The sequence below is a fragment of the Salinicola sp. 4072 genome (assembly GCF_036663415.1).
In the GTDB taxonomy this organism is placed as follows: domain Bacteria; phylum Pseudomonadota; class Gammaproteobacteria; order Pseudomonadales; family Halomonadaceae; genus Salinicola; species Salinicola salarius_A.
The window spans coordinates 14,575-28,197 of the sequence record NZ_JAXOVV010000034.1 but is presented as its reverse complement, the minus strand read 5'-3'; the positions used below and the strand labels follow the sequence as shown (position 1 = coordinate 28,197).

Sequence of the window (13,623 nt, the reverse complement as noted above, 5' to 3'; positions counted from 1 at the left end):
AGGTGGATAGGCTTTCACCCATAGCGGATGGCTCTCTTGGTTCAGATTCTTGGCGGAACACACTGAATTTTCAAGAGAATACCATCCGCTATCTTCGTTTTCGGGCCGGCCTCATGAATAAGCCGGGTTCATGACTGCCAAGGTCCAGCCCAGCGAGATCGAGCACTATCTTTCCATCGGTGCGCTGGATGTCTTGATCAAGCCCTTCGATCCAATGACGCTGGCGGAACAGTTGCGCAAGATCTGGGAGCATTCGCATGACTGATGTCGACGTCCAGGCACGGCTGGCGGCACTGCGCGAGCAATACGGCCGCCGGCTACGGGACGATCTGCAGACGATGATGGCGCAGACCCGGGAGCTGAGCGAACACCAGACTGCGGTCAAGGCCGACTCTCTCGAAACGCTGCGCCAGGGGCTGCATCGTATGGCGGGTTCCGCCGGTACCTTCGGCTATGCGGCTTTGAGCCAGGACGCTCGCGAGATGGAGGTATGGCTGCAGACGTTGATCGAGGGCAGTAGCCAGCCGACGCTCCAGATGTTGACGGCGCTCCACGACCGTTTGTCGAACAGCTACCGAAACCTGGAGCGCATGCAGATAGCGGGTATGACCGAGCCCGACGACAGCCATCCGCTGGCCAGCGGCGAGCGAGCGATACGGGTTGCCGTGCTGGCCGATGGCGATACCGGTGAGCTGATTCGCTCGTTGAGCGGGTTCGGTTACGAGTGTCGCGATCTCGACGCTCGGGAGATCGGCGCCGATTGGCGGCCGGATATCGCTATCGTCGACACCGCCAAGGTGGAATACGACGTCTGGAAGCCGGCCGTTGGAGCGATTCCCGAGGCGGCGTTGATCGTGCTGAGCGCCGCCGGCGACTTCGAGACACGCCTGGACGCCGTTCGCAATGGCGCGCAGGGGTTCTTCATGCATCCGGTGGACGTGCCCTCGCTGGAGCACCGCTTGCGGTATTTGATCAACCTGCCCCAGCAGGATCCCTATCGGGTCCTGATCGTGGACGATGACATCGAACTGGCCGAGCATTTCCGGCTGACGCTGAAACAGGCCGGCATCGAGTCCCGGGTGATCAGCGATCCCCGCGATGTCTTGATCGGGCTGCGGGACATCGTGCCGGATCTGGTGCTGATCGATATCAACATGCCGGGCTGCTCCGGGCCGGAACTGGCTCGTATCATTCGCTTCGATGACGACTGGCTGAAGATCCCGCTCATCTACCTTTCGGCCGAGTCGAACGTCCATCGCCAGGCCCAGGCACTGGCCCAGGCGGGAGACGATTTCCTGGTCAAGCCCATTGGGGACATGGCGCTGGTTTCCGCGGTCACAGCGCGAGCACAGCGATCCCGCCAGCTCAGCATGGCGCTGGCTCGCGACGGGCTCACCGGCCTAATCAAGCATCCGGCGATCAAGGAGTTGATCGAACTCGAGGTGGCGCGCAGCCAGAGGACGCAGGCGGGCGCCTGCGTCGTGATGATCGATATCGATCGCTTCAAGTCGATCAATGATACCTATGGTCATGGCACCGGCGACTATGTCATTCGCCTGCTGGCCAATCTGCTGCGCCAGCGTCTGCGCCGGGTAGACCATGTCGGACGCTACGGCGGCGAGGAGTTCGTTGCCGTGCTGCCATCCTGTCAATTGGAGAACGCGCGCGAGACTATCGAACGCATTCGAATCAGCTTTTCCCAGCTCGAATGCGTGGCGGCGGACGAGGTCTTTCACGCGACGTTCAGCGCTGGCGTTGCCAGCACCCGGGAGTGGCCGAACGCCGAGGCGCTGCTCGAGGCTGCCGACAAGGCGATGTACGAAGCCAAGCAGGCCGGACGCAATCAGACCCGGATAGCCACGCCTTGACACCCTGCGCGGCTGGCCGCCGTGCGACGGAATACGATGCTCCCGCCGGGTACGTTCGTCAGCGCCCGCGGCGGCTCTTGCGCGCCTCGCGGGTCCGGCTCAGCTGCCGTCCACGCGCCTTTTCGCGATCGCTGGCGCCGGCCTGATTGTCGTAGGGGTTGTTGCCGGAGCGGAACTCGAAGCGAATCGGCGTGCCGCGCACCTTCAATACCTTGCGGAAGGTATTGGTGAGATAGCGCCTGTAGGCTTCCGGCAGGGATGATGTCTGGTTGCCGTGAACGACGATGATCGGCGGGTTGCTGCCGCCTTGGTGCGCCATGCGCAGCTTGGGGCGACGGCCATGGATCATCGGCGGCTGATGCTCGCTGACCGCATCCTGCAGGATCGAGGTCAGGCGGTTGGTCGACCAGTGGCTGTTGGCGCTGTCGAAGGCCTTGTCGACCGACTTGTAGAGATCGCCGACGCCGGTGCCATGCAGCGCCGAGATGAAGTGCATCTCGGCATAGTCGGCAAATCCCAAGCGTCGTTTGATGTCGGAGCGCATCTTGTCCCGCGCTTCGCTTTCCAGCCCGTCCCACTTGTTGACCGCCAGCACCAGCGCGCGGCCGCTGCTCAGCACGTAGTCCAGCAGGTGCAGATCCTGCTCCACCAGGCCGGTGCGCGCATCCAGTACCATGATCGCGACATGGCACTCCTTGATCGCTTCCAGCGTCTTGATGATCGAGAACTTCTCGGCGATCAGGCTGACGTTCTTGCGACGCCGTACGCCGGCGGTATCGACCAGCACGTAGGGCTTGCCGCGGCGTTCGAAGGGGATCTCGATGGCGTCGCGGGTGGTGCCGGCTTCGTCGAAGACGACCACGCGGTCCTCGCCCAGCATGCGGTTGACCAGCGTCGACTTGCCGACATTGGGACGACCGATGACGCCGATATGAATGCCGGGATGATTGCCGGCGGGCCCGGCGTCCGGGTCGCGCTCGGGGAAGGGCGCCAGCACTTCGTCGATCAGCGTGGTGACGTTACGCCCATGCGCTGCGGCGATCGGGTGTGGGTCGCCCAGACCCAAGGCCCAGAAGTCGGCCATTGCAGTCTGCTCTTCGAGCCCATCGGTCTTGTTGACTACCAGCCAGGTCTTCTTCTGATTCACACGCAGGTGATTGGCGATCGCCTGATCGGCCGGCATCAAGCCAGCACGCCCGTCGACCATGAACAGCACGATATCGGCCTCGTCGATGGCAGTCAGCGACTGCTCCGCCATGGCTGCATCGATGCCTTGTTCGTCACCGCTGATGCCGCCGGTATCGATGACGGTGTAGGTCTTGTCGCCGAGCTGGCCGCTGCCATACTTGCGGTCGCGGGTCAGACCGGGGAAATCGGCCACCAGTGCATCGCGGGTGCGTGTCAGGCGGTTGAAAAGCGTCGACTTGCCGACGTTGGGTCGGCCAACCAGGGCGATAACGGGATTCATGGCGATTCGCAAAAGGGCGGTGACAAGGTGGACGATCGGAGGGAGGGGTCGGGTGACCCGGTACGATCGATGCTAATAGCCCGGCATTCTAGCATGCGAGAAGCGCGAAGTCCGAACCTCTCGATATCGTCTTCCATAACGCCATCGGCCCCGCCGAGGCGGGGCCGATGAGCCGTCACCCGATGGCGATCAATTCCTGTCGGAAAGCGTCTCGAGGTCGTAGGCGACGAGGGTGCCGTCGTTGCTCAGCGCGTAGAGTCGCTGATTGCCGGTCAACAGCGGCAGCGTCAGTCCATCGCCGCCGATCTCTACCCGTCCGTTCATTTCGCCGGTCGAGGCGTCGATGAGATGGATATAGCCATCGTAGTCGCCCACCACGATGTTGCCGTCGACGAACGAGGGCGCGGTCAGCGAGCGGCCTTCGAGGGTGTCGGAATCCCACATCACCCGGCCGGTGTCGGCCTCGATCGCGATGACGTGGCTCGCTTCGTTGACCGTGAACAGGTAGTTGCCGACCACCAGCGGGGTCAGGTAGCTGGACTCTTCATGCTCCCACAGCACCTTGCCGGAAGTGGCTTCCAGCGCCAGCAGGCGGCCGTTGTAGCTGGTCACGAACAGGCGCCCATCCTGGGTCAGCACCGGCTGGCCGTCGAGATCGACGAGCTGGTCGACTTCGGTACGGCCCTTGGGAACGGCGACGCGCATGTCCCACAGCGGCTGACCGCTGCGGTTGTCCAGCGTCACCAGGCGGCCGTTGGCGAATCCGGCGAAGGAGACCGGCTCGATGACACGGGGCGCGCCGGTACCGCGCAGGGTCAATGCCGGCTGGGAGCTGGAGTAGACCCACTGCTCGTTGCCATTCAGGCGGTCGAGCGCGGTGACGGCGCCATCGACGCTCTGCACCACGACCAGTTCGCTGTTGACCTGGGGGGCGGCCAGCACTTCGCTGGAGACACGCGATTTCCAGTCGATGCTGCCGTTTTCACGATCGATGGCCAGCACTTCGCCGTTGCGGGTGCCGATATAGAGACGGCTGCTGTCGGCGCCGATGCCGCTGGAGATAGGCGTGCCCAGCTCGACTTCCCACTGGGTTTCGCCACTGTCGGTGTCGATGGCGTGCAGGTCACCGGTTTGGTCGACGGCGTAAAGGGTGCCGCTATCGACGAGGGGGGTGAGCGGATAGCGGGCGCGGCCCAGGCCTTCGCCGATTCCCTGGTCCCAGCGCTCGTCGAGGCTGACCTTGGGCGTGAAGTCCTGGAGTTCCTTGGGCGGATACTGCGGCTCGACGCTGCCGGCGCAGCCGGCCAGCAGTGTCGCGGTCAACCCCAGCGGCAGAAGTAGGTGAGTCAATTTCATCAGGTGGCGTCCTCCGCACCGAGATCGTCTAGCTTGAGCTGCAGGCCGTAAAGGGTCTGGTCGGCATCCTGCGCCAGACTCTGCGCCTGCTGGTAGGCGTTACGCGCGTCCTCGGGACGTTCGAGCGCGACGTAGGCATCACCGAGCACATTCTGGCGCTGCGCTTCCAGTGCGCTCGGCACGCTCTCCTCGAGGGTCGTCAGGGCGGTTTTTGCATCGTCGCCGGCAATCTGCAGGCGTGCGAGGTCGATGCGCGCCAGGCTCTGCATGTAGGGGCGGTCACTGTTGGCGACGACATCGTTCAGCGCCTGGCGGGCGCGTTCGTTGTCTTCGGCATTGATCGCGATCTTGGCTTCCAGTAGGCCGGCCAGATCGGCATAGAGCGTATCGCCGTGGTCGCTCTGCAGGCCGTCGGCCAGGTCGAACGCCTGGGTGCGGGCGTTGTCGTCGAGGGTGTCGCTGCTGGCGATCGCGATCAGCTGCTGGTAGGCATTGGAGGCCTCGGCGGATTGGCCTTCCTGGTAACGCTGCCACGCCTGCCAGCCGAACACGCCGGCCGCGGCGATGACGATGCCCACCAGCAGGGCGCTTCCGTTGGACTTCCACCACTGTTTGATCGCGTCCAGCTGCTCTTCTTCGGTCCTAAGCTCCGCCACGGGCGGTCTCCTTACACTATTGACTACGAGCTACGAGCTACGAGCTACGAGCTACGAGCTACGAGCTACGAGCTACGAGCTACGAGCTACGGTTAGCGCCAGCGTCGGGGCGCTATGAAAGCCGTGCGAGCCAGGCGATGGCGTCGTCCAGCTCGAGTGTCTGTTGTTCGCTGTCGTCACGCAGCGGTTTCAGGGTCAGTTGGCCCTTGGCGATTTCGTCCTCGCCGAGAATCAGCGCTACCCGGGCGCCGCTGCGATCGGCACGCCGGATCTGGCTCTTGAAGCTACCGCCGCCGCAGTGTACCTGAAGCCGCAGCGCGGGCAGAGCGTCACGCAGGCGCTCGCCCAGCAGCAGCGCCTCGCGCTCGGCGGCATCGCCCATCGCCAGCAGGTAGGCATCGGCACCGCCCTTGGCATCTTCGGGGATCAGATCGAGGGTTTCCAGCAGCAGCATGAGGCGCTCGAGACCGATGGCGAAGCCGACGCCCGGTGTCGGCTTGCCGCCGAGCTGTTCGACCAGGCCGTCGTAGCGCCCGCCACCGCAGACCGTGCCCTGGCTGCCAAGTGCGGTGGTCGTCCACTCGAATACGGTACGCGAGTAGTAGTCGAGACCGCGTACCAGTCGAGGGTTGATGCGGTAGCCGATACCGGCGGCATCCAGCGTCGACTTCAACTGCTCGAAATGCACCCGGGACTCCTCGTCGAGGTGGTCCAGCAGTTGCGGTGCCCCGGCGAGCATGTCCGCCATGTCCGGATTCTTGGAATCCAGGATCCGCAGCGGGTTGGTCTTCAGCCGCCGTTGCGAATCTTCGTCGAGAATCTCGCGATGGGACTCGAAGTAGGCGACCAGGGAGTCGCGATAGTTCGCGCGGGCTTCCGGCGAGCCCAGCGAGTTGAGCTCGAGGGTGACGTGTTCGGCCATGCCGAGCTGACGCCACAGTCGGGCGGAAAGCAGGATGATCTCGGCGTCGATATCGGGGCCGGTCATGCCGTAAGCCTCGATACCGATCTGGTGGAACTGGCGATAGCGGCCTTTCTGCGGGCGCTCGTAGCGGAACATCGGGCCCATGTACCACAGCCGCTGCGTCTGGTTGTGCAGCAGGCCGTGTTCCATGGCGGCACGCACGACGGCGGCAGTGTTTTCCGGGCGCAGTGTCAGGCTTTCGCCGTTGCGGTCGTCGAAGGTGTACATCTCCTTCTCGACCACGTCGGTCGCTTCGCCGATGGAGCGGGCGAAGAGCGCGGTCTGCTCGACGATCGGGGTGCGGATCTCGCGATAATCGTAACGGTCTACCAGCGAGCGCAGTTGTCGCTCGACGTACTGCCATGCGGGGGATTGATCCGGCAGCAGATCGTTCATGCCGCGAATGGCTTGTAGTTTGTTGCTCAACTGATACTCCTGCCTATAGCAGAACGCCACAGGCAGCCTGCCTGGGCGTTCGTCGGTTACTCTCTGATTGTGGGTCGCGAGGCGTCAAGCCTCACGAGGCACTCTGTTACGCTTCGCCTGCTCTTTCATGCTTGGCGCGCGCTTTCTTGCTTCACGTACACCCAAGCTTCGCGCGCACTTTTCTAGGCTTCTCGTGCAATCAGGTCACCGGCGCGGCTCTCTTTCTCTTTGGCTTTGGTGCGGATCAACGCTTCGAGATCGTCGACCAGGTGGTCGTTGCGCAGCTTGCTGGCCGGCTTGCCATCGATGTACACCAGATTGGCCGGGCTGCCGCCGGTGAGGCCGATGTCGGTTTCCTTGGCTTCACCGGGGCCGTTGACCACGCAGCCGATGACCGAGACGTCGAGCGGCGTCATGATGTCTTCGAGACGCTCCTCGAGCGCGTTCATGGTCGCGATCACATCGAAATTCTGACGCGAGCAGCTGGGGCAGGCGATGAAGTTGATGCCCTTGGCACGCAGCTTCAGGCTTTTCAGCATATCGAAGCCGACCTTGATCTCCTCGACCGGATCGGCGGCCAGCGAGACGCGAATCGTGTCGCCGATGCCATCCATCAGCAGCATTCCCAGGCCGATGGAGGACTTCACCGTCCCGGAACGCAGGCCGCCGGCTTCGGTGATGCCCAGATGCAGCGGCTGTTCGATCTGCTTGGCCAGCAGCCGGTAGGCCGACACGGCCATGAACACGTCGCTGGCCTTGACGCTGACCTTGAAGTCGGGGAAATCGAGCCGGTCGAGATGGTCGATGTGGCGCATGGCCGACTCGACCAGCGCTTCCGGGGTCGGTTCGCCGTATTTCTTCTGCAGATCCTTTTCCAGCGAACCGGCATTGACGCCGATGCGGATCGGGATGCCGTGATGGCGAGCGGCGTCGACCACAGCTCGAACGCGATCTTCGCGGCCGATGTTACCGGGGTTGATGCGCAGACAGTCGACACCGAGCTCGGCCACCCGCAGGGCGATCTTGTAGTCGAAGTGAATGTCGGCCACCAGCGGAACGCTGACCTGACGCTTGATCTTGCCGAACGCTTCGGCGGCGTCCATGTCCGGCACCGAGACGCGCACGATGTCGGCACCGGCCTGCTGCAGACGCTGGATCTGCGCCACGGTGGCGGCGACATCATTGGTGTCGGTGTTGGTCATGCTCTGTACGGCGATAGGGGCGCCGCCGCCGACAGGCACATGGCCGACATGGATTTGTCGAGAAAGACGGCGGGTGATCGGAGATGGCGTATGCATGGCGCTTCTCAGTCTCCCAGGGTGAAGCGGGCAACGTTGTTGCCGCCCGTGTATTGACTCAGGTCGACCGATTCTCCGCGGTATTCGAGCGTCACGCCACTGGCATTGCCGATGGTCAGGCGGAAGGGCGGTTCACCCTCGGCGCTGGCCTGGCTGCCTGCGGACTGCAGGCCGCTGAAGATCCGGTCGTCGTTGGCATCATAGATCTCGGTCCATGACTCTTCGTTGAAAGTCAGGGAGAGCGTGTCGTCGTTCGTCGCAACCGGAGTCGCTGTATCTGTCGCCGCGGTGTCTTCGGACGGTGCAGAAGTCACGTCGTCCGCCACAGAGCTGACCTGTTCAGCCTGCCGAGCACCGGCGCCCGGAGTCGTCGTCTCCGCGGACGCGGAGACGCCAGTGCCGGCCTCGGTATCACTGCCGGTGCCGGTGAGCGTGGCGTCGTTCAGCGAGCTCGAGCTGTCCGACCCGGACGAAGGCGTATCCTGCCGAGTGGGCACCGGCGGTAGCTGGGTATCGGTGTTGGGTGTCATCGCGGTACTGCCGGAATTCGCGGCGTCGGCATTGGCATCGTTGCCGTTCAGGCGATCGACGGCGATCGGACTGTCGTCGCTGCCGCCACCGAAGATCTCGTTGCCTTCCCGACTCTGCCACCAGAGCAGCGTCAGCGAGATCAGGCCGATGATCACCAGGAGGGTGAACAGGCGGAAAATCCAGACGCCGGCCCGGGAAGGCGGGCGCGAGGTATGGACCGGTGCCAGCTTGCGCTCCATGTCGCCTCGCCCGTGGGTGGTATCGTAGGCGCCGACGACCCGTGACTCGTCCATCCCTAGCAGGCGCGCGTAGGCACGCACGTAGCCTCGTCGATAGGCGGCGATCGGGACCTGGTCGAAGCGATCCTCTTCGATGCCGGTCACGACGATCGGACGCAGGTTCAACTGCAGTGCGACGTCCTCGATGCCAAGCCCCTGGCGTTCGCGCTCGCGCTGGAGCATGACCCCCGCCATCTCGTGGGAGGGGCTGGGTGCATCATGCTGCTTGTTCGATGATTCGTTCATTTCGCTCATGGGCGAAAATCCTTCTGATCTCTTCTCGAGTCGAGACTCGAGTACGGGGTCTGTTCGCCTCAGGAATCGCCAAGCTGCTGACGATAAAAGGCGGCACGCGTCGAGTCGCCCTGAGCACTGGCGATATCGCTCGCCAGTTTCAGGCTCTCGGCGTCGGTGCCGGCCACGGTGAAGTAACGCTGCAAGCGTTCCCAGGCGCGTTCGTTGTTACCCTGCGTGTGATCGATGCGAGCCAATGCCAACAGGCTGCGCCCATTGCGCGCATCGATGTCGAGTGCGCGCTCGTAATGTCGGCGAGCGGCGGCCGTGTTGCCATTGGTCATCTCGCACTGGCCCAGGTTCGCGAAAAGCTGGGCTCTGTTGATATAGGTGATGTCCCGAGTGGCGATACGCAGCTGTTCGCACGCCTTGGCGTACTCGCCGCGCTGATACAGCAGCGCCGCATAGTTGTTGCGGATGCGCGTCGCCTCGGAATCGGCTTTCAAGGCCTGCTGGAAGAAACCGTCAGCCAGATCGAACTCCTGCTGACTTTGATAGAGCAGCGCCAGACCTTCCAGCGCACCGCTGTCGTTGGCGTCGAGGTCGAGCGCGTGTTCCAGGGCCTGCTGTGCACGGGGCAGGTTGTTCTCGGCGAGATAGGCCTTGCCCAGCCGTGTATAGGCTGCCGCTGCGTCTTCGGGGCTGTCCTGCTTCGGCCCGTTGGACGAGACCGCCGTGGCGCAGCCGCTCAACAGACACACCACGCCCATCGCGATACAAAGCGACCGTATCGAACAAGGGCGAGTTTGGTGGGTCATGCACGGGTCTCCCACGTTACGAGACGGCGACGATAGTCGGTCGCGTCCCGAACAGCTGAAAACAAAGCGGTTTTGGGGTTCCCATCAAAGCGCCGCGTCGAGTCGAAGTCAAGGCAACACCGGGGCGATTCGACCTCAGTGCCGGTTCGACTCGCCGATTTCGGCAGCTCGATGCGGCGATCGGTAGCAAGGTCTCAATCGGCATCCAGCTGAATCGACTGGATGTAGCGTTCGTGGCGGCGCGTACGATCCTTGACCCGACCGACCAGCTGACCGCAGGCGGCATCGATGTCGTCGCCGCGGGTGGTGCGCACCATCGCGGTATGGCCGAGCTCGTAGAGCCAGCTCTGGAAGCGCATGACCTGGTTGCGCGACGGCTTCTCGTATCCCGAATGGGGGAACGGGTTAAAGGGAATCAGGTTGATCTTGCAGGGCAAGTCTTCGAGCAGCGCGATGAGCTCCTGCGCATGCACCTGCTGATCGTTGACGTCCTTGATCAGGGTGTACTCGATGGTGATATGGCGCGCGTCGCCGCACTTGGCGAGATAGCGCTTGCAGGCATCGAGCAGCTTCTCGATGTTGTACTTGCGGTTGAGCGGCACCAGCTCGTTGCGCAGTTCGTCGTTCGCTGCGTGCAGCGAGATCGCCAGGCTCACGTCGATATCGTCGCCGAGCTTGTCGATCATCGGCACCACGCCGGACGTGGACAGCGTCACGCGGCGCTTGGAAAGGCCGTAGGCGTTGTCGTCGAGCATCAGCTTCATCGACGGCACCACGTTGTCGTAGTTGAGCAGGGGTTCGCCCATGCCCATCATCACCACGTTGGTGATCGCCTTGCGCCCATCCGGTGCGCTCATGCGGCCGCCGGCACGCTGCTGAGCCACCCAGACCTGGCCGATGATCTCGGCGCTGGTCAGGTTGCGCTGGAAGCCCTGCTTGCCGGTGGAGCAGAAACTGCAGTCCAGCGAACAGCCCACCTGGGACGAGACGCATAGCGTGCGGCGCGTACCGCTGTCGGCCGGGATCAGCACGGTTTCGACGTAGCTGCCGTCCTCGACTTCCAGTACCCACTTGCGGGTGCCGTCGCTGGAGGTACCTTCGTAGACCACGCTCGGGCCACGGATCTCGGCATGTTCCGCCAGGCGGGCACGCAGCGGCTTGGAGAGGTTGGTCATCGACTCGAAGTCGTCGCAACCTTCCTGGTGGATCCACTTCATGACCTGGGCAGCACGGAATTTCTTCTCGCCCAGAGAGACGAAGAACGCCTCCATCTGTTCGCGAGAGAGCCCCAGTAGATTGGTGCGCGGAGTAGCGGTAGCAGCGCTCATAGCAACGGAATCGGCTCGAGGGTGGCGGGGTGTCCGGAGACGAGGATGACCGGCCGGCACGAATGGCCGGCCGGTCGACGAATCAGCTGCGCGAGCAGAGTTCGTCGTCGTTGAAGAAGTAGCTGATTTCGCGGGCGGCGGATTCCGGTGCATCGGAACCGTGCACGGCGTTGGCGTCGATGGAGGACGCAAAGTCGGCGCGAATGGTGCCCGGTGCGGCTTCCTTCGGGTTGGTCGCGCCCATTAGCTCGCGGTTCTTGGCGATCGCGCCTTCCCCTTCGAGCACCTGGACCATGACCGGACCGGAGGTCATGAAACCGACCAGATCGGCGAAGAAACCGCGCTCCTTGTGCTCGGCGTAGAAGCCTTCTGCCTGCTCCTTGGAGAGGTGGAGCATCTTGGCACCAACGATCTGCAGGCCGGCTTTTTCGAAGCGGCTGTAGATATCGCCAATTGCGTTCTTGGCAACGGCATCGGGCTTGATGATGGAAAGCGTGCGCTCGGTGGCCATGACTTCGGTCTCCTGGCTTTAGTGAATCGATCGCGGTTGTCGCGAGCGGAAAATGAATGACTGAGATGCGAGACGACGCGCCCCCGACGCCTCGTCTCGAAGCCTGGCTTCGAGGTCGATCGCATCGGCAGGTGGCGCGTCGCCCGGAATTCTCGTTGGCTGGCACGATGAGCGGTTTCGATCACCGTCGTGCCAGCCGCAAAATCGCGCCATTGTAGCGCAAGCCCGCGGCCGGCGCACCCTGGGCGGCACCAGCAAGGGGCGCCCGGCCATGGCGCGGACGGGGCACTTCGAAGCGGCGTTCAGACGTTGAAGCTTTCGCCGCAGCCGCACTCGTCGGTCACGTTGGGGTTGTTGAAGCGGAAGAATCGATTGAGTCCTTCGCTGACGTAGTCGACCTCGGTGCCGTCGAGAATGGCCAGGGCTTCCCGGTCGACCAGCACCTTGACGCCGCGCTCCTCGAACGCGATGTCTTCGTCCCGCAGGTCATCGGCGATGTCCAGAACATAGCTGTAGCCGGAGCAGCCGCTCGGCTTGACCGCCACGCGCAGCCCCAGGCCGCCGCCGCGCTCCTCGAGGACATGGCGAATCTGGGTCGCGGCGGATTCACTGATCGTGATGTTTTGCATGGCATTTCTCCTTGCCGAAAATCGATGGCGCCGGGGCCATCGACCTAGCGATGATTCATGGCGGCTGTCGATGGCTGACGCAGTCCGCCAAGGGCGCGGCGGATGTCGGCCACGGCCGCATCGATCTCTTTTATGGTGGTGAAGCGGCCAAAACTAAAGCGTATCGAGGCGAGCGCCTGTAAATGAGGCACGCCGATACCCTTGAGAACGTAGGAGGGTTCCACGCTGGCCGAATTGCAGGCGGAGCCGGTGGAGACGGCCAGGCCACGCAGCGCCATCAACAGCGACTCGCCATCCACGCCATCGAAGGCGAGGTTGACGATATTGGGTACGGACTGTTCCAGCGGCGAATGGTTGTGTATGCCGCCGCAGTCGGCCAGGCCGTCGAGAAAACGCTGGCGCAGCGCACGAACGCGCTCGCCGTCGGCTTCGCACTCGTCGCGTGCCAGCGCGAACGCTTCGCCCATGCCGACGATCTGATGCGTCGGGAGCGTCCCTGACCGCATGCCGCGTTCGTGACCGCCGCCGTGGATCAAGGCCTCGATACGCAGATCCGGATCGCGGCGCACGTACAAGGCGCCGATACCCTTGGGGCCGTAGGCCTTGTGGGCGGAAAGCGACATCAAATCGATCCCCATGGCCTCGACATCCAGCGCCAGCCGGCCCGAGGCCTGGGCGGCGTCGACGTGAAAGCGCGCGCCGAATTCATGGGCCACGGCAGAGAGCGCGGTGAGATCGTTGACACTGCCCAGCTCGTTGTTGACCGCCATCAGCGAGACCAGCACGGTGTCCTGGCGCATCGCTCCGCGCAGTTGCTCGGGCGAGATGCGGCCGTCCGACCCTGGGGTCAGCCAGGTCACTTCGAAACCTTCCGTCTCCAGCGCCAGCGCGGTATCGACGATGGCCTTGTGCTCGATGATCGACGTCACCAGATGGCGCCCGCGGGCACGATTGGCGCGCATGAAGCCGGTCAGCGCCAGATTGTCCGCCTCGGTGGCGCCGGAGGTCCACACGATTTCGCGCGGATCGGCCGCGATCAGATCGGCGACCTGACGGCGGGCGTTTTCCACCGCCTGTTCGGCCAGCCAGCCGGGCATGTGGCTGCGCGATGCCGGGTTGGCGTAGACCCCATCCAGAGTCAGGTGTCGCATCATCTGCTCGGCCACACGTGGATCGGTCGGGGTGGTGGCGGCGTAATCGAGATAAATCGGAGCGCTCATGGCACGGTAGATCTCTGGCAATCGATCGAAATGGATTC

At 63.6% G+C, this 13,623-nt stretch carries 13 protein-coding genes; 2 read left to right on the top strand and 11 right to left on the bottom strand.

Going from position 1 to position 13,623, the window contains the following annotated elements:
* Positions 1-130: 130 nt before the first annotated feature.
* Both R3F72_RS16970 and R3F72_RS16965 read left to right on the top strand, forming a co-directional pair.
* Positions 131-265, top strand: coding sequence for a hypothetical protein (locus R3F72_RS16970; protein ID WP_332780265.1), 135 nt, complete (start codon positions 131-133; stop codon positions 263-265).
* Complete coding sequence (locus R3F72_RS16965; RefSeq protein WP_332780264.1) at positions 258-1,868, top strand: diguanylate cyclase; 1,611 nt, start codon at positions 258-260, stop codon at positions 1,866-1,868. The genes R3F72_RS16970 and R3F72_RS16965 overlap by 8 nt, the downstream gene beginning before the upstream one ends.
* A gap of 58 nt (positions 1,869-1,926) precedes the next feature.
* On the opposite strand, the gene der is transcribed toward R3F72_RS16965, so the two are convergent.
* The 11 genes from der to R3F72_RS16910 form a co-directional block, all read right to left on the bottom strand.
* Entirely contained in the window at positions 1,927-3,336 is a 1,410-nt protein-coding gene (der, locus tag R3F72_RS16960; RefSeq protein ID WP_303856104.1) for a ribosome biogenesis GTPase Der, read from the bottom strand.
* 189 nt (positions 3,337-3,525) lie between these two features.
* Positions 3,526-4,692 (bottom strand): outer membrane protein assembly factor BamB, encoded by a 1,167-nt coding sequence (gene bamB / locus R3F72_RS16955; RefSeq protein ID WP_332780263.1) that lies wholly within the window; start codon positions 4,690-4,692, stop codon positions 3,526-3,528.
* Complete coding sequence (locus tag R3F72_RS16950) at positions 4,692-5,348, bottom strand: YfgM family protein (protein WP_071229919.1); 657 nt, start codon at positions 5,346-5,348, stop codon at positions 4,692-4,694. Before R3F72_RS16950 ends, bamB begins: the two co-directional genes overlap by 1 nt.
* 112 nt (positions 5,349-5,460) lie before the next feature.
* Positions 5,461-6,738, bottom strand: coding sequence for a histidine--tRNA ligase (gene hisS, locus R3F72_RS16945; RefSeq protein ID WP_332780262.1), 1,278 nt, complete (start codon positions 6,736-6,738; stop codon positions 5,461-5,463).
* A gap of 182 nt (positions 6,739-6,920) precedes the next feature.
* A complete protein-coding gene (gene ispG / locus R3F72_RS16940; RefSeq protein WP_087719992.1) occupies positions 6,921-8,036 on the bottom strand; it encodes a flavodoxin-dependent (E)-4-hydroxy-3-methylbut-2-enyl-diphosphate synthase in 1,116 nt (371 codons plus the stop codon).
* A gap of 8 nt (positions 8,037-8,044) precedes the next feature.
* Positions 8,045-9,100 carry a RodZ domain-containing protein gene (locus tag R3F72_RS16935; RefSeq protein WP_303855848.1) on the bottom strand — a complete coding sequence of 352 codons (1,056 nt, stop codon included), beginning with the start codon at positions 9,098-9,100 and terminating at the stop codon, positions 8,045-8,047.
* 59 nt (positions 9,101-9,159) lie between these two features.
* The gene (gene pilW, locus R3F72_RS16930; RefSeq protein WP_332780261.1) at positions 9,160-9,897 is read right to left on the bottom strand and encodes a type IV pilus biogenesis/stability protein PilW; all 738 of its coding nucleotides are present in this window, start codon (positions 9,895-9,897) and stop codon (positions 9,160-9,162) included.
* Between the two features lie 194 nt (positions 9,898-10,091).
* Complete coding sequence (gene rlmN, locus R3F72_RS16925) at positions 10,092-11,225, bottom strand: 23S rRNA (adenine(2503)-C(2))-methyltransferase RlmN (RefSeq protein ID WP_332780260.1); 1,134 nt, start codon at positions 11,223-11,225, stop codon at positions 10,092-10,094.
* A gap of 82 nt (positions 11,226-11,307) precedes the next feature.
* Positions 11,308-11,736 (bottom strand): nucleoside-diphosphate kinase, encoded by a 429-nt coding sequence (gene ndk, locus R3F72_RS16920; RefSeq protein ID WP_071229915.1) that lies wholly within the window; start codon positions 11,734-11,736, stop codon positions 11,308-11,310.
* Positions 11,737-12,038: 302 nt separating this feature from the next.
* A complete protein-coding gene (locus R3F72_RS16915; RefSeq protein WP_071229914.1) occupies positions 12,039-12,365 on the bottom strand; it encodes a HesB/IscA family protein in 327 nt (108 codons plus the stop codon).
* A gap of 44 nt (positions 12,366-12,409) precedes the next feature.
* A complete protein-coding gene (locus R3F72_RS16910) occupies positions 12,410-13,585 on the bottom strand; it encodes an aminotransferase class V-fold PLP-dependent enzyme (protein WP_332780259.1) in 1,176 nt (391 codons plus the stop codon).
* Positions 13,586-13,623: the final 38 nt, after the last annotated feature.